The organism is Rhodococcus sp. 14-2483-1-1, assembly GCF_002259335.1.
Lineage (GTDB): Bacteria > Actinomycetota > Actinomycetes > Mycobacteriales > Mycobacteriaceae > Rhodococcoides.
The window spans coordinates 45,262-62,329 of record NZ_NPFX01000017.1; the positions used below are offsets into that span (position 1 = coordinate 45,262).

The 17,068-nt window shown below is 64.8% G+C and carries 12 protein-coding genes; 2 read left to right on the top strand and 10 right to left on the bottom strand.

Annotation, left to right across the window (positions count from 1 at the left end; all coding sequences use genetic code 11):
* Positions 1-4: 4 nt before the first annotated feature.
* Both CH294_RS16800 and CH294_RS16805 read right to left on the bottom strand, forming a co-directional pair.
* Positions 5-838 (bottom strand): SDR family NAD(P)-dependent oxidoreductase, encoded by an 834-nt coding sequence (locus tag CH294_RS16800; protein WP_032403040.1) that lies wholly within the window; start codon positions 836-838, stop codon positions 5-7.
* Positions 835-2,406 (bottom strand): NAD(P)/FAD-dependent oxidoreductase, encoded by a 1,572-nt coding sequence (locus CH294_RS16805; protein WP_094738583.1) that lies wholly within the window; start codon positions 2,404-2,406, stop codon positions 835-837. The genes CH294_RS16800 and CH294_RS16805 overlap by 4 nt, the downstream gene beginning before the upstream one ends.
* Positions 2,407-2,475: 69 nt before the next feature.
* Between CH294_RS16805 and CH294_RS16810 the strand changes: the two genes are divergently transcribed.
* On the top strand, positions 2,476-3,126 hold the full coding sequence (locus tag CH294_RS16810; RefSeq protein ID WP_094738584.1) for a TetR/AcrR family transcriptional regulator: 651 nt from the start codon (positions 2,476-2,478) through the stop codon (positions 3,124-3,126).
* 223 nt (positions 3,127-3,349) lie between these two features.
* Here the strand turns inward: CH294_RS16810 and CH294_RS16815 are convergent, their stop codons facing one another.
* The 8 genes from CH294_RS16815 to CH294_RS16850 form a co-directional block, all read right to left on the bottom strand.
* Positions 3,350-7,171 carry a multifunctional oxoglutarate decarboxylase/oxoglutarate dehydrogenase thiamine pyrophosphate-binding subunit/dihydrolipoyllysine-residue succinyltransferase subunit gene (locus tag CH294_RS16815; RefSeq protein ID WP_094738585.1) on the bottom strand — a complete coding sequence of 1,274 codons (3,822 nt, stop codon included), beginning with the start codon at positions 7,169-7,171 and terminating at the stop codon, positions 3,350-3,352.
* A 110-nt stretch (positions 7,172-7,281) separates the two neighbouring features.
* Complete coding sequence (locus tag CH294_RS16820; protein ID WP_249305348.1) at positions 7,282-11,010, bottom strand: ABC transporter ATP-binding protein; 3,729 nt, start codon at positions 11,008-11,010, stop codon at positions 7,282-7,284.
* Positions 11,011-11,241: 231 nt separating this feature from the next.
* Positions 11,242-12,012: an ABC transporter permease gene (locus CH294_RS16825; RefSeq protein ID WP_032403829.1), complete on the bottom strand. Its 771-nt coding sequence runs from the start codon at positions 12,010-12,012 to the stop codon at positions 11,242-11,244.
* Positions 12,009-13,100, bottom strand: a complete 1,092-nt coding sequence (locus CH294_RS16830; protein WP_094738608.1) for an ATP-binding cassette domain-containing protein — start codon at positions 13,098-13,100, stop codon at positions 12,009-12,011. Before CH294_RS16830 ends, CH294_RS16825 begins: the two co-directional genes overlap by 4 nt.
* Before the next feature lie 110 nt (positions 13,101-13,210).
* On the bottom strand, positions 13,211-14,050 hold the full coding sequence (locus tag CH294_RS16835; RefSeq protein WP_094738586.1) for an LLM class F420-dependent oxidoreductase: 840 nt from the start codon (positions 14,048-14,050) through the stop codon (positions 13,211-13,213).
* A gap of 43 nt (positions 14,051-14,093) precedes the next feature.
* A complete protein-coding gene (locus tag CH294_RS16840; protein WP_094738587.1) occupies positions 14,094-14,813 on the bottom strand; it encodes a hypothetical protein in 720 nt (239 codons plus the stop codon).
* Between the two features lie 29 nt (positions 14,814-14,842).
* Entirely contained in the window at positions 14,843-15,859 is a 1,017-nt protein-coding gene (locus CH294_RS16845; protein ID WP_094738588.1) for a glutathione S-transferase C-terminal domain-containing protein, read from the bottom strand.
* 66 nt (positions 15,860-15,925) lie between these two features.
* Positions 15,926-16,669 carry a GNAT family N-acetyltransferase gene (locus CH294_RS16850; RefSeq protein WP_094738589.1) on the bottom strand — a complete coding sequence of 248 codons (744 nt, stop codon included), beginning with the start codon at positions 16,667-16,669 and terminating at the stop codon, positions 15,926-15,928.
* Between the two features lie 173 nt (positions 16,670-16,842).
* Here CH294_RS16850 and CH294_RS16855 point away from each other — a divergent pair, with 173 nt between their 5' ends.
* Complete coding sequence (locus tag CH294_RS16855; protein WP_008714360.1) at positions 16,843-17,046, top strand: cold-shock protein; 204 nt, start codon at positions 16,843-16,845, stop codon at positions 17,044-17,046.
* Positions 17,047-17,068 lie beyond the last annotated feature (22 nt).

Sequence of the window (17,068 nt, forward strand, 5' to 3'; positions counted from 1 at the left end):
CCGCCTACTTCTTGGTGCGCGGCAGCGCGCGCCTGGAGACGGCGACGATCAGGCCCTGGTATCGCGAGCCGGTGATGCGCTGCAGGAGATCGAGGGCGATCGCATCGGAGCCGATCAGCACGCGTCCCTTGCCCTTCTCGACACCCTTGAGGATGGTCTTGGCCGCGTCGAGCGGGGTGGTCTTGGCGAGCTTGGTGTCGAAGAACTTCGCGAAGTCTGCCTGGTCGTAGTTCTCGGCGACGGTGGCGTTGCGCGCGATGGCAGTTTTGATGCCGCCGGGGTGGACGACGGTCACCTTCACCGGTGCCTTGGAGATCAGCATTTCCATGCGTAGCGACTCGCTGAACCCACGGACGGCGAACTTCGCTGCGTTGTACGCGGACTGCGACGGGATCGCCAGCAGGCCGAAGAGGCTGGAGATATTGATGATGTGGCCGTCGCCGGAGGCCTGGATGTGCGGCAGAAATGCCTTGGTGCCGTTGACGACTCCCCAGAAGTCGACGTCGACGATGCGCTCGATGTCCTTGAACGAGGACTTGTCGACGTCACCGTGGTACGCGATGCCTGCGTTGTTGTAGATCTGGTTGACCTTGCCGAAGTGCGCGACGACGGCCTCGGCGTAATCGAGGACGGTCTCGCGCTGGGAAACATCCAGGAAATCCGACTTGACCTCGGCGCCGAGTGCCTCGACTCGTCGGACCGTCTCGTCGAGTCCGGCGGTGTCGACGTCGGACAGTGCCAGTTTCGCTCCACGCCCGGCCAGCTCGAGGGCCAATGCCCGGCCGATTCCCGAGCCCGCGCCGGTGACGACGGCTACCTTGCCTGTGAATGTGCTCATCGAGCGGCCACCTTGTCTGTGTTGTTGCCGGTGCCGGTGTCTGCCGACGATCCGGAGGAGAGGTCTGCGCTGGCGACGCTACGGTACGCATCCAGATCGAACTGCTTGGTCATTCTGCGGAACTCGAACGTGAAGCCGGGCCACAGTGTCGTGTTGTTGCCGTGCTTGTCGAGGTACCAGCTGGCGCACCCGCCGTTCATCCACACGCTCTTGGAGAGCTGGTCCTGCAGCGTCACGTTGTACTCGTCCTGCACGTCCTTGCGCACCTCGATGGTGCCGATGTCGTGCTTGTCGATGGTGTTCAACGCGTCGACCAGGTAGTTGATCTGCGACTCGATCATGAAGACCATCGAGGTGTGTCCGAGGCCGGTGTTCGGCCCCACCAGGAAGAACATGTTGGGGAAGTTCGCCACCGCTGCGCCCTTGTAACCCTGCTGGCCGCCGTCGTCGAAGGTTTCGGCCAACGTGCGACCGTCCTTGCCGGTGATGCCCTGGTATGCCGGGGAGTCGGTGACGTGGAACCCGGTGGCGACGACGAGTGCGTCGATCGGCCGCTCGGTGCCGTCCTTGGTCACGATGGATCCTTTGCGGACCTCCGCGATGCCGTCGGTGACGAGATCGACGTTGCTCTGGGCGAGAGCCGGGTAGTACGCATTCGAGATCAGCATGCGCTTGCAGCCGATGCGGAAGTTCGGCGTCACCTTGGCGCGCAACGCCTTGTCCTTGATCTGGGTGCGCAGGTGGTTCTCCGACGCCCACTGCAGGGGCTTCATGAAGGCCGGAGCCTTGGCCAATCCGACGACCTGGGTCTCACGCATCGCGTAGATGCCGGCGCGAGAGAGACGTTGGAAGCCGGGAACGTGCTTGAAGGCGAAGCGTTCGAGCTTGGTGTACGGGCGATCGGCGCGCGGGAGGATCCAGGGCGCGGTGCGCTGGTACACGTCGAGGTGCTTCACCTGGCCCGCGATGGCGGGCACGATCTGGATTGCCGACGCGCCGGTGCCGATGACGGCGACGCGCTTGCCTGCGAGTGAAACATCGTGGTTCCACTGGGCGGAGTGGAAGACGTCGCCCTCGAAGTCGTGAATGCCCTTGATGTCGGGCAGATTCGGCTCACAGAGTGCGCCGACGGCCGAGACGACGATCTTCGCGGTGTAGTTGCCCGAGGTGGTCTCGACGTCCCAGCGGTTGGACTCGGCGTTCCAGCGAGCCGAGGTCACATCCGTGCCGAACACGTGCTTGTCCATGACGCCGTACTTGCGCGCCACCCCGGCGATGTACTTCTGGATCTCGGGCTGCGTGGAGAACGACCGGGTCCAATCGGGGTTCAGGGCGAACGAGTACGAGTACAGGTGCGACGGCACGTCGCAGGCGGCACCGGGGTAGGTGTTGTCGCGCCAGGTGCCGCCGACGTCGTGGCCTCGTTCGATGACGACGAAGTCCTTCTTGCCTGCCTTCGTCAGCTTGATCGCCGCACCGAGGCCGGCGAATCCGCTGCCGATGATCAGCGTATCGACGTGACGCGGCGACGTTGCACGGTCCGAAGTGTCTGTTACGGGAAGACTCATGTAGGGGAGCGTAGAAGCTTATTGAGTGTGAGTCAATAGTTATTGACTAATATTCAGTAGGGTGGTTGCATGGCGTTCGTGAACAGCCCCGGCGCGACGACGAAGAGGACCAGACTCAGTCCCGAGCAACGCCGAGCTCAGCTGATCGAGCTCGGTACCGAAATGCTCGCCGACCGACCTCTGGAGCAGATCTCCGTCGAGGACATCGCAGACCAGGCAGGTGTCTCGCGAGGCCTACTGTTCCACTATTTTTCGTCCAAGCAGGAGTTTCACCTCGAAATAGTTCGCGAGGCCTCCCGGTCGATGATCGAGCGCACCGCCCCCGACCCAGACCTCGAACCTTTCGAGATTCTCCGCGACTCCATCGCCAACTACGTCGACTACGTCACCGAGAAGCGCGACACCTTCATCTCCCTGCTTCGCGGCACCGCGAGCGGAGACCCCCTGATGCGCGAGGTGTTCGAGCAGACCCGCACCACCATGGCCGAGCGCACTCTCGTCCAACTCGCAGGCCTCGACATGGACGTGACCCCCACCATCGACCTCGCCGTCCGCGGTTGGATCGCTTTCGTGGAGGAAGCGACCATCACCTGGCTCCGGGATCCCCACATCAGCCGTGACGAACTCATCGACCTCAATGTCAACGCCCTGCCTGCCGTCGCCCTGGCTCCGAGCATGATCTCCGCACTCCTGGGCACCGACGTCGACGCCGACGCCTGACCAGCCCCCATCGCGACGTCCCGCCCCCGCCCCCGCCCGCGTCAATGGACCATTGCACCGCTCAGACGTATGCAGGGGTCCATTCACTCGTGTCCGGGGTGCGCGTGAATGAACCATTGCACTCTTCAGACGTATGCAAGGGTCCATTGACGAGGAACGGGGGGCCAGCAACGACAACAGCGGCCCACTTCCGAAGAGGTGGGCCGCTGTCGTTGTCGGAGATCTAGTCTTCGCCGACTGCCTTGAAGGCCTCGTCGATGATTTCGAGTTGCTCGACGGCGTGCACCTTGCTCGAACCCGACGACGGTGCGGACATTGCGCGACGCGAGATGCGCTTGATGCCGACCAGCTTCTCGGGCATGAGCTCGGGCAGTGCGAGACCGAAGAACGGCCATGCACCCTGGTTCGCAGGCTCTTCCTGAACCCAACGGAATTCCGTTGCGTTCGGGTAGCTTTCGAGCGCTTCCCGGATCCGACGGACCGGCACGGGGTAGAGCTGCTCGACGCGGACGATCGCGACGTCTTCGCGGTTGTCCTTCTGCTTACGAGCGAGGAGCTCGTAGTAGAGCTTGCCGCTGACCATCAGCACTCGCTTGACCGCGCTGCGATCGCCGGTGCCGGTGTCGTAGGTGGGCTCGTCGAACACCGAGTGGAACTTGCCGTCGGTGAAGTCCTCGATGTTGCTCACTGCTGCCTTGTTGCGCAGCATCGACTTCGGAGTGAAGACGATCAGCGGGCGACGGATGCCGTCACGCGCATGCCTGCGCAGCAGATGGAAGTAGTTCGCGGGGGTCGAGGGGAGTGCGACGGTCATCGAGCCCTCGGCGCACAGCGTCAGGAAGCGTTCGATGCGTCCCGATGTGTGGTCGGGACCCTGACCCTCGTGGCCGTGCGGCAGCAGCAGCACGACGTCGGAGAGCTGACCCCACTTGGCTTCACCGGAGGAGATGAACTCGTCGATGATGGACTGTGCGCCGTTGACGAAGTCGCCGAACTGCGCTTCCCACATCACCAAGGCGTCCGGGTTGCCCACGGAGTAGCCGTACTCGAAGCCGACGGCCGCGAACTCGCTCAACGCGGAGTCGTAGACCATGAACTTGCCGGGGTTGTCGCTGCCGATGTTCTGCAGCGGGGTGTACTCGGCACCGGTCTTGCGGTCGATGATCACCGAGTGCCGCTGGGTGAATGTGCCGCGGCGGGTGTCCTGGCCGGAGAAGCGAATATTGCGTCCCTCGTCCACCAAGGATCCGAGTGCCAACAGCTCGCCGAAGGCCCAGTCGACCTTGCCCTCGTGCGCCATCTCCCGACGCTTCTCGAGCACCGGCTTGACGCGCGGGTGCACGTTGAACCCGTCCGGGACGTCGAGGTGCGCATCGCCGATGCGGTGCAGGACGGCCTTGTCGACGGCCGTGGTGAGCTTGGCCGGCAACTGCTGGTCGAGTTCGACCGATTCGCTGGGCTCCGGGGTGTACTTCTCGAGTTCGCGTACCTCGTTGAAGACGCGTTCGAGCTGACCCTGGTAGTCGCGAAGAGCGTCCTCTGCTTCTTTGAGCGAGATGTCACCGCGGCCGATGAGCGATTCGGTGTAGCTCTTGCGGACGCTGCGCTTGGTGTCGATCACGTCGTACATCGCCGGCTGGGTCATCGAGGGGTCGTCGCCCTCGTTGTGACCGCGACGGCGGTAGCAGATCATGTCGATGACGACGTCCTTGTGGAACTTCTGACGGAAGTCCACCGCCAGCTGAGCAACCCAGGCGCAGGCCTCGGGGTCGTCTCCGTTGACGTGGAAGATCGGCGCTGCGATCATCTTGGCCACATCGGTGCAGTACTCGGACGAACGCGAGAACTCCGGCGACGTGGTGAAGCCGACCTGGTTGTTGACGACGATGTGCACGGTTCCACCGGTGCGGTAACCCCGCAGATCGGACAGGTTCAGTGTTTCGGCGACGACGCCCTGGCCGGCGAAGGCCGCATCTCCGTGCAGCATCAGCGGCAGGACGGAGTAGCCACCCTGGCCGGTGCCCTTGTCCAGCAGGTCCTGCTTGGCGCGGACGAGACCCTCGAGAACAGGGTCGACGGCTTCGAGGTGCGACGGGTTCGCGGTGAGCGAGACCTTGATGTCGTTGTCCCCGAACATCTGGATGTAGGTGCCCTCGGCACCGAGGTGGTACTTCACGTCGCCGGAGCCGTGTGCGGCGGCCGGGTTCATGTTGCCCTCGAACTCGGTGAAGATCTTCGAGTAGGGCTTGCCGACGATGTTGGCGAGGACATTGAGCCGGCCGCGGTGCGGCATGCCGATGACGACCTCGTCGAGGGCGTACTCGGCGCTCTGGTCGATGACGGAGTCCATCATCGGAATGACCGCTTCCGCGCCTTCGAGCGAGAAGCGCTTCTGCCCGACGTACTTGGTCTGCAGGAAGGTCTCGAACGCCTCGGCCGCGTTGAGCTTGCTCAGAATGTACTTCTGTTGCGCCACAGTCGGTTTGACGTGCTTTGCCTCGACGCGCTCCTGCAGCCACGAGACCTGCTCGGTCTCGAGGATGTGGGTGTACTCGACGCCGACGTGGCGGCAGTACGAGTCGCGCAGCACGCTGAGCACGTCGCGCAACTTCATCTTGTCCCGGCCGTGGAATCCGCCGACCTTGAACTCGCGGTCGAGGTCCCACAGCGTCAGGTCGTGGCTGATCACGTCGAGGTCCGGATGCATCCGGAACTTGTCCTTGGTGAACTGCAACGGGTCGGTGTCGGCCATGAGGTGACCGCGGTTGCGGTACGCCGCGATGAGCTCGAGCACGCGGGTGTTCTTGTCGACCGTGCCCTCGGGCAGATCCTTGCGCCAGCGAATGGGCTCGTACGGGATCTTGAGCGAATGGAACAGCTCGTCGTAGAACTCGTCGCTGATCAGCAGGTTGTGGATCGTCTTGAGGAAGTCACCCGACTCGGCACCCTGAATGATGCGGTGGTCGTAGGTCGAGGTCAGCGTCATGAGCTTGCCGACGCCGAACTCGGCGAGACGCTCGTCGCTGGCACCCTGGAACTCTGCCGGGTACTCCATTGCTCCGGCACCGATGATGGCACCCTGGCCGTTCATCAGACGCGGCACCGAGTGCACGGTTCCGATTCCGCCGGGGTTGGTCAGCGAGATGGTGACGCCCTGGAAGTCCTCACCGGTGAGCTTGCCGTCGCGGGCGCGCCGGACGATGTCCTCGTACGCGTTGTAGAACTGCGTGAACGTGAAGTCCTGCGTGTTCTTGATGGCAGCGACGACGAGCGAGCGGTTGCCGTCCTTGCCGGGCAGGTCGATCGCCAGACCGAGGTTGATCGCGGCCGGAGTGACGGCGTTCGGCTTGCCGTCGACCTCGGCGAAGTGGCGGTTCATGTTGGGGAACGCCTTGACGGCCTGCACGATGGCGTAGCCGAGCAGGTGTGTGAACGAGATCTTGCCGCCGCGGGTACGAGCGAGGTGGTTGTTGATGACCAGACGGTTGTCCACCATCAACTTCGCCGGAATCGCACGCACACTGGTTGCAGTCGGAATCTGCAACGAGGCCGACATGTTCTTTGCTACCGCTGCTGCTGCGCCGCGCAGGATCTTGCTCGACTCTTCGCCGAATTCGGCTGCTGCCGGGGCTGACTTCGCCGGAGCGGCCTTCTTCTCGGCAGGCTTTGCAGCGGCCGCAGGCTTTGCGGGCTCGGCCTTGGGGGCGGCGGCTTTCGGGGCAGCCTTGGGCGCTGCGGCCTTCGGAGCGTCGGCCTTGGGAGTGCTGTCCTTCTGCGGAGCCGAGGCGGCAGGCTTGGCGGGAGGCGCGGGTGCTGCGGGGGGAGCGGACTTGGCCGAACTACCGTTCGAGGCTGCGCCGTTGCCGTTACCGGACGCACCGTTCGAGCTGCCGGCGGTCTCGTCGGTCACGGCCTCGGGGTCGTAACCGGTGAGGAACTCGTGCCAGCTCGCGTCGACGGAGGAAGGGTCTTGCTTGAATCGCTGGTACATCTCGTCGACCAGCCATTGATTTTGTCCGAATTGGGTAGTAGAGCTGCTGCTCACGGCAGTAGTTCGCCTCGTTTCTGTCTTCGTTCCCGTTCAGCGCGCGTACAAGTCCAGGCTAGACCTTTGGTCCAGCTCACGTGCGCCCGGGACGTAGCTGTGATATGTACTCACCGGTAACCATCGGCCTCGTTGTCGATGACTCCTTGGACTATCGAATTATTCCCCCGGTTCGTTTCGGCCGCAGTCCACAACCGAGCGTAGAAACCGCCCTGGGCGCGAAGGTCCGAATGCCGTCCGGTCTCCACGATACGTCCGCCGTCCACGACGACGATCAGATCTGCCCGTGCGGCGGTCGCCAATCGGTGCGCGACCACCACTGCTGTGCGGGTACGAACGACGGCATTGCTCGCCGCGAGGACGGTGCGTTCGGTGGCCGGATCGAGCGTGGCGGTTGCCTCGTCGAGGAGGAGCAGATCGGGGTCGACCAGTTCGGCTCGCGCCAGCGCGATCAGTTGCCGTTGGCCTGCGGAGAGCCCCTGGCCGCGCTCTCCGACGGGTTGGTTCATGCCGCCGCGAAGTGCGGCGATAGTGGTCAGAGCGCCCACCGAGCGAGCCGCGTTCTCGATGTCGGCGCGGCTGGCATCGGGTCTGCCGTAGGCGATGTTCGACGCGACGGTTCCGGTGAACAGGTGCGCTTCCTGCGGTACGACGCCCAGTCGTTGCCGATAGTCGGACAGTCGATAGTCGCGCAGATCGTTTCCGCCGACGCGCACCGATCCGGAGGTCGGATCGTAGAACCGGGCCAGCAGTTTCACCACGGTGGATTTGCCCGCTCCGGTGCGCCCGACCAATGCGACCGTGGTGCCGGCCGGGATGGTGAGAGATACCTCACTCAGTGCGTCGGAGTGAGCTCCGGCATAGCGAAACCCGACGTCGACGAGGTCGATGTCGGCACGGAGGCGTCCGCCAGGAAGCGCGGTGGTGTTCGCGGTCGTGGCGGTCTCGATCGAACTCGTGGTGCGCAACAGATCGCCGATGCGTCCGACGCCGACCCGTGCCTGCTGGTAGCCGTCGAACACCTGCGAGAGCTGCTGGATCGGTCCGAAGAGCAGTCCGAGATACAGGACGAACGCCACGAGGGTGCCTGCGGTGGTGGTGCCGGTGGCGATCTGATGTGCGCCGACGAACACGACGACGGCGAGGGCGATGTCGGAGAGCAACGTGATGAGCGGAAAGAACACCGAGATCGCGGTCTGCGAGCGCATTCGGCTGGATCGGTAACTGTCGGAGCGTTCCGCGAACCGGGATGCGGCGTACTCCTCACGCCGGTACGCCTGTGCGGCGCGCAGGCCCGTGACGTTCTCCTGGAAGTCGGCGTTGACGATCGAGATGCGCTCGCGGGACGTCGAGTACGCCGCCGACGAGATCCGGCGGAAGACCACGGTGGCCACGGCGAGGGGCGGCACGACCGCCAAGGCCACCAGGCCGAGAGTGAGGTCCGTGACGAGCAGGGCGGCCGCGATACCGACGACGGTCAACACGCTCACCACAGCGGTCGATGCCCCGGTCTGGATGAACGACGACAGTGCATCGACGTCGGTGGTCATCCGAGTCATGATGCGGCCCGAGAGCTCACGCTCGTAGTAGTCGAGGCCGAGTCGCTGAATGTGCGCGTAGCTGCGAACTCGGAGGCCGAACAGCACTCGCTCGCCTGCCCGCGCAGTGATGACCGTCGTCCAACAGACGACGAACCAACTCGCCGCTGCCAGTACGACGCCGATCGACGTGGCGATCCACAGCGTGTTCGAGTCTCCGCGCGCCACTCCACTGTCCACCGCGTAGCGAACGAGTGAGGGAAAGGCGATGGAGGCCAACGAGTCGAGTGCAAGCAGAACGACCACGGCGGCGAGCAACATCCGGACCGGGCCGAGCAGTCTCGACAATCGGAATCCCGGGTCGGGTCGACGGAGATCGGATCCCGATGCGCCCGGGTCCTCGGTTGCCGGAGGCAGGGCCGCGACGGCCGCGGATATGGCGGGTGTCGGTGCCAGCGAGCCGAACGCCCCCGCCATCGCAGTTCCGTGCCCACCGCCGCCTCCGGGCGCTGCGACGCTGTTGGGCTCGGCCGACGATTCAGGCGCGGTCTCGGGCCACAGCGTCTCGGCAGTGGGCTGCTCGATCGGGTCGTGGGCCGGCTCGGTGCCCGGTTCGTCGTCACCACCGGCCAGGAGAGCGCGGAACAACGGACAGCGCCGGTCGAGTTCGTCGACCGTCCCGGTGTCTATGATCCGACCGTTGTCGAGTACGGCGACGCGGTCGGCCAGTGTCAGGGTCGAGCGGCGATGAGCGAGGACGAGAGTCGCCCGCGTCCGGATGCCACGCAACGCGTCGAATATTGCTGCTTCGGTCTCCGCGTCGACGGCGGACGTGGCGTCGTCGAGAATCAGAATTCGCGGTTCCACGAGCAATGCGCGCGCCAGGGCGATGCGCTGGCGCTGTCCTCCGGAGAGTGTGAGCCCGCGTTCGCCGACCAGGCTGTCGTATCCCTCGGGCAATGCGTCGATGAAGGTGGAGGCCTGCGCCAGGCGCGCCGCGCGCTCGATGTCGTCGGCAGTGGCGTCGGGCCTGCCGAGGGCGATATTGGCGGCGATGGTGTCGGAGAACAGAAACGGCTCGTCGAACACCAGTGACACCGCCTCGCGCAGTGACGTGGAGTCGAGGTCGTCGATATCGATCGAAGTGCCGTCGGACGTCAGCTCGATGTGCCCCTCGGCAGGGCGGTAGAAGCGGGGCAGCAGGAGGGCGAGTGCGGTTTTCCCGGAACCCGCATGTCCGACGACGGCAACGGTCTCCCCGGGCGAGATGGTCAGGCTCAGATCGGTGAGTACGTCCCGCTCGGGCTCGAACCCGAACGTCACCTCACGGATTCGAACCCCGAGAGGCCCGTCGGGCAACGGAAGAGGCCGCGCCGGTTCCGGGTCGGACGGCTCGGTGTCGACCACCTCGTAGACGCGCTCTACGGCCGCGCGCGAGAGCTGGGCCATGATCACCACGGACGAGACGGTCCTGGTGACGGCGGACAGCGTGGCGACGTAGGTCGCGAAGGCCAGGAACGTGCCGATGGTGATGTGGCCCTGCAGCGCGAGGTATCCGCCGAGGGCGATGACTCCGACGAGACCGAGCTGCGGAATGGTGGCCATCGACGGCGCGAACCGCGAGTTGATCTTCGCCGACCGCATGCGCTCGGCGAACAAGGTGCGACCGAGCTGTTCGATCCGATCGACCGCGCGGGCTTCCTGACCGAAGCCCTTCACCACTCGAACCCCGGTGACGGTCTCTTCGACATGCTGCGCCAGATCGGCGGCACGCTGTTGAGCAGACCAGGTGGCGGCGAAGAGAGTCGGCCGCATTCGGTAGACCACGATGCTCACCGCGGGAACGATGAGGATTGCGACGACGGTGAGCAACGGCGATAGATACGCCATCACCACCAGGGCGAGGACGAACTGCAGTATCGCTCCGGCCGAGAGCGGCACCATGGCCAGTAGACCCTGGACGAGTTGCAGGTCGGTGATCGATCTCGACACGACCTGGCCGGTACGGATCTCGTCCTGTTTGCGACCGTCGAGCCGCTGCAACGATGCAAGCAGATCCAGACGTAGATCGTGCTGAACGTCGATCGAGAGCCGGCCGGCGAGCATGCGCCTGCCGAACTGGCAGGCGAATCGCACCAGACCCAACAGTGCGATCGCGACGGCGACCGTGAGAATCACGTCGCCTTTGCCTGCGGTCGCGTCGTCGATCGCCACTCTGGTGAGCAGCGGGAACGAGATGTCGATGACGGCGGCGATCATCGTCACACCCAGTGCGCCCAGCGCCGTGCGCCGGTGCAACATGCATTGCGCTGTCAGGCGGCGGACCCAACCACGTGGGGCGCTCGACGCTGCGCTGTCGGCCGGGACATCATCACGTGGCGGAACGGACTGGACGAGGGTGCCGTTGTTCGCCGCGTCGCGATCAACTGCCGCGCCGCGGTTCGTCACCGAATTACTGTGTGCCATCGATGAACCAAAGTAGACCCGATCACCGACAGCATTCGTCGGCGATCGCGGGTACCGGTTCCGACCTCAGTCGATGTCGCGGGTGCGGGCCAGAAACCAGCCGCCGCCGGTGAGGATCGCGGCCCACAATGCGAGCCCCAGCGGTGCCCACGGCCACGACGCCAGATCGCCCGCGTCGTCCAATTGTGTGGCCGCCATCGTCGGCAGGGTCAGGTTCGACGGCAGCACGGTGGCAACAGGTCCCAACCCCACCCCGAAGAGGATCAGCGAGAGCAGACCCTCGCCGAACGGCAGCCAGGCGACGAGCACGATGGCCGCCCACGTCGGAGATTTCAGCAGCAGGCCCAGCCCCGCACCGATGATCGACCACAGCACGACGGCCAGCAGGCACGACGCGACCACACCGATGAACGGGCCGTCGAGCATCACGGTCCGGTCGTTGAAGATCAGCAGACAGATCAGGCTGGCCAGCAGTACGACCAGGCCGTACCCGAGTCCGAACAGAGCGGTGACGATGAGTTTGGCGGCGATCACCCCGTCGCGGCCGCGGGCCGTCAAGAAGCTGGTGGTGATGGTCTTGTGGCGAAACTCGGTCCCGGCATTGACGGCACCGAAGATCCCGGCGAAGAGGATTGCGGCTCCGGCGGCGACGTACAGGCCGATCGAGGCGACACCACCCGAGATATCGAGGTCCTCCTCGTACGGACCCAACTGGTTCGCGATCACCGAGGTGATGACGGACGCGAAGATTCCGACGACGATCGGCGCGATCGCGAGTGCCCACCAGAACTTCAGCGTCGTGACCTTGCGGATCTCCGACGTCAGCAGCGCATTCATCGCCGGCCTCCGTTCCAGTTCTGCGGCGGTCCGTATTCGGGCGGAGGTGGGCCGTAACCCGGAGGCGGGCCGTAGCCGGGCGGACCGTAGCTCTGCGGCGGACCGTAGTTCTGCGGTTGCGCATAACCCTGCGGTTGTCCCGGCGGCGGCCCGTACGGATTCTGACCGACCGGTGCCGCGGTGTACTGCCCCGCCGTCATCGACAGGAACACCTGCTCGAGATCGACGTGCTCTGCGGTGGTGCCGAACACCGTGACATCGGCGGTTGCGGCGATACGTGTGATCGTGGCCGCGTCGGTGCCTGCGACGCCGATGCGGCCGTCGGGCAGGAGCTGGGTGTCGTTGAGGCCGTTCGATGCCAATGCGATCGCCAGTGTCGCCGGGTCCGATGCCGCCACGAGCACACGGCTCGGACGTGTGGACCGCAACTGTGCGATCGAGCCCTGATACATCAACGAGCCGGCGCTGACGATCACCAGATTGTCGACGGTCTGCTCGATTTCACGAAGAATGTGACTCGAGATCAGTACCGTCCGCCCCGAGGCCGCGAATGCCTTCAGGAAATCGCGGAGCCAGGCGATGCCCTCGGGGTCGAGACCGTTCGCCGGTTCGTCGAGCACCAGGATTTCGGGGTCTCCGAGCAGGGCTGTCGCCAACGTCAGACGCTGCCGCATGCCGAGTGAGAAGCCGCCTGCGGGGCGGTGGGCGGCATCGCCGAGGCCGACCAGGTGCAGCACGTCGAGGGCGCGGCTGTCGGGCACGCCGATCGCCGCGGTGTAGATCTTCAGGTGATGAGCGGCGCTCCGTTTGGGGTGCATGCTCAGCGAGTCGAGAACGGCTCCCACTGTGTGGGCCGGGTGTATTGCTGCACCGAACGGTGCGCCGTTCACGAGACCGATCCCCGAGGTGGGTGACACGAGCCCGAGCAGCATGCGCAGCGTGGTGGTCTTACCCGATCCGTTGGGACCGAGGAATCCGGTGACGGTGCCGCGCGGAACGACGAAGCTCAGGTCCGACACCGCCCGAACTGTGCCGAATTGCTTGGTCAGTGCCTGCGCTTCCAGCGCTGCTCCCGAGTAGCTGGTCATCGCTGCGGAATCCCCCTGGCCGTCGAACTGCACGTGTACCGGTTGCACGCGGCAACCGGTACACGAGGCTACGGGGTGAGACCGACGTCGTCGCGGGTGCGGCCCCTGTGTCAGCGAAGCAGCGCGGCGGCGATGTCGCGGTAGGTCTCGAGCGGATCGGCGTCGTCGGGAAGAGAGTGCAGTGTCACGTGGGACGCGCCCGCGGCGAGGTGTTCGTTCAATCGTGCGGCGATCGCGTCGGCCGTGCCGTGCGCCACCAGAGCGTCGATCAGCCGGTCGCTGCCACCGTCCCCGATCTCGTCGTCCGAGTAGCCGAGCCGGTTCAGATTGTTGGTGTAGTTGCGGAGGTGAAGATAGGGGTTGTTCACCGGTGGTCGGCCGATTGCTCGGGCCTTCTGTGGGTCGGATTCGAGAACCACCTTGTGCTCGGGTGCCAAAATCTTGTTCGGCCCCAATGCTTCTCGCGCCTCACGGGTGTGCTCGGGGGTGGTCAGGTACGGATGCGCACCGGCCGTGCGGTCGGCGGCGAGCGCAAGAACCTTGGGGCCGAGCGCGGCGAGGACGCGTCGCTCCACCGGCACTCCTGCGGTGTCGAGCTCGTCCAGATATGCCACCAGAGCGTCGTACGGCTTGGTGTATTCCTGCGTTGCCTCCGGGTGGCCGGCACCGATTCCGAGGAGGAACCGTCCCGGATGCTTCTTCTCCAACCGGTGATACGACTGCGCGACGTCGGCGGCTGCGTCCGACCAGATGTTGACGATGCCGGTTGCCACGACCACCGTCTCGGTGGCGTCGAGTATCTCCTCCGTGGTGGTCAGATCGGCCGGCGGTGAGCCGCCGAGCCAGATCGTTCCGTAGCCGAAGGATTCGATCGCTCGCGACAGTTCGGGGGTGAATGCCGAATGAAGTCGCCAGACGCCGTACTTGCCGAGTTCAGGTGTGGAAGTCATGTTCGGTGTCAACGCCTCACGCCCGCGAAGATTCCGCGCATTCTCACTCGTCCGGCTCGATGATCAGATTTTCCGGGAACCGCGCGGGCGGTGGACCGAATGCCTCCCGGGCATTCTTGATGACGCCCTTACCGACGGCGCGGTTTCCTGCTCCGCCGATCGCCGCACCGATTCCGGCGGGCAGCATCTTGCCGACCAGCAGCGCGCTGCGTTTGGCGAGGTACTTGGTGATGAACTTCTTCACGAGGGATTTGTTCATGCTGGTCATCGCGCCGCCGGGGATGCGGGACGTGATCAGCGGTCCCCAGTTCTTGGCGGTCTTGCCCACCGTGCGCTGCACGATCTGCATTCCCGATTCGCCCAGAGCAACCGACAGCACCAATGCCCGTCGCTGCTGGTGGTTCTCGACGGGGATGCCGTGCACGGACGCGACCGACAATGTCAGTAGTGCCGAGGACTCGATGAAGAACGCGGTTTCGGCACCCACTGCGGCGAGCGAGGCGGCAGTTCCTATGCCGGGTACGGCCGCAGCACCGCCCACTGCGGAACCGCTGCCGGTGACCGCGAGCAGGAATCGCTTCTCCAGGCGTTCGATGATCTGTGCGGGGGTGTCGTACGGGTGTGCCCGACGCACGTGCGCCACGTACTTGTCGACGGCAGGCCCCTGCAGGCGGCTGGCGTTGTCGAGGATGTTGACCAACGCGCGTTCGAGCCTGCCACCGTTCGAGACCTCGACCTGCGCGTCGTCCTTCTTGCCGGCCATGGGTCCTCTTTCTTGTCGAAGGTTGTGGGTCAGTGCACCCAGTGAGTTGCCGGCACGAGCTCGCCCGGCTTCGGCGGTGGGGGAGCGGTGCCGTCGCCGAAGGGTGATCCGCCCAGTGATTCCCGCCCGTGCGGCTCCAGCCAGCCCTGCAGATCCGGGCCCTTGGGCACGATGCCCGACGGATTTATGTCGCGGTGCACCTCGTAGTAGTGCCGTTTGATGTGGTCGAAGTCGACGGTGTCGCCGAAGCCGGGGGTCTGGAAGAGATCGCGTGCGTAGTTCCAGAGCACCGGCATCTCGCTGAGTTTGCTTCGGTTGCACTTGAAGTGGCCGTGGTAGACGGGATCGAAGCGCACCAGGGTGGTGAACAGGCGTACGTCGGCTTCGGTGATGTGGTCTCCGACGAGGTAACGCTGCGTGGACAGGCGTTCGACGAGCCAGTCGAGGCGCGCGAACAGGCGGTCGTAGGCCCTGTCGTATGCCTCCTGCGATCCGGCGAATCCACAGCGGTAGACACCGTTGTTGACGTCCTCGAAGACCAGATCAGCGACCTCGTCGATCTCGCCGCGCAGTGCTTCGGGGTACAGATCAGGGGCACCGTCTCGGTGGTACTGCGTCCACTCGGTCGACAGATCCAGCGTGATCTGCGGGTAGTCGTTGGTCACGACCTCGCCGGTAGGGACATCGACGATGGCGGGGACAGTGATGCCGCGCTCGTAGTCCGGGAACCGGGCGAAGTAGGCGTCCTGCAGCCTCTCGATTTTCAGAACCGAATCGATCCCGCCGGGCTCTTCCTGGAAGTTCCAGCTGCGCGGGTCGTGGGTCGGTCCCGGAATGCCCAGGGAGAGAACATCTTCTAGCCCCAGCAGCCGACGCACGATGATGGACCGATGAGCCCACGGACAGGCGCGCGCAGCAATCAGGCGATACCGTCCCGGCTCCACCGGATAACCGTCCCGGCCGTCGGCGGTGATCCGCGTCGGAATGTAGTTCGTGTCCCTCTTGAATTCCTTGCCCGGTTCCACGTACGCGGCGTCATCGGCCATGCTTGTTGCTCCTCACCTCGACTGGTTCCTTCCGACGCTACCCAGTTCGGAGCCTCCTCAACCGGGTCAGGCTCGAACCACAGCTGTGTGGCACACGCCCAGTTCGGTGTATCCCAGCCGCGCGGCGAGGCGTCGGGCAATGGAGTTCTCGGGTCGCGAGCGCCACTGCGGGATCAAGCCCTCGTCGATGGCGTCGTTGGTAGCCAGTCGGCCGACCACCTGAGCGTGACCCCGTCGGCGATGAATCGGGTCGGTCAGGACGCGCATGTCGGCCAGAATCAGCTGCTCTTCCGAATACCCGGCTGAGGCGAGCGAGTGCGCCGAGTCTGCGGGCCTGTCGTCGCCGAGGAGCGTGAACCAATTCCGCGAAACCGATTCTCCGAAGGCCTCGGCAACGTCGGCATCGTCGCACTTCGCCGCCAGGTTGCGGACGTGCACAGCATCGTGCGATATCAGCGGATCGTGCACATCGATGGAATGGCCGATGTCCGAGCCGTACGCCAGCGAGTGCGTGCCGATCTCGTAGTGCGCCGAGCGGTCTCCGAGTAGCGAGGACATCCAGGTTCGGTCCGCACCGGGGCAGCCGGTGATCGAGCGGGAGGCATCCACCGCCCAGGACGGCCCTGCAATCACGGTGGTCCCGGCCAGTGACAACACGGTGACGTTGTCCGTCGAAACGAGATGTTCGACGCGGTCGGCGTCGGTGTCGAGAGCCGTGTCGTCCAGGCCCAGTTGTCGACACCAGGCCAGACGAACGATGTCGAGTTTGTGGGAGTCGAACCGGCCGGCGTCGAAAAGGGGGAAATCCACGTGTCGAGACTAGCTATCGAGCCCGTGGGCGACGTTCTGGTTTCACCGTCCAAAAGCAATCTTTCGAACTTTTTTGCCCCCGGTGTTTCGCTCAGCGCCGATAGATGGCAGACTCGCATTTGAGATTAGAGCTTCGACGTGAAGATCTAGCTCGCTTACAGAAGGTTTACAGAATGACGCAGGGCAGTGTGAAGTGGTTCAACGGCGAAAAGGGCTTCGGCTTCATCGAGCAGGATGGTGGCGGACCGGACGTTTTCGTTCATTACTCGGAGATTCAGGGTAGCGGCTTCAAGTCGCTCGACGAGGGCCAGCGCGTGGAGTTCGAGGTGGGCCAGGGTCAGAAGGGCCCCCAGGCTACCGGCGTCCGCGCCATCTGATTCAAGCTTCGTAACCCGATTT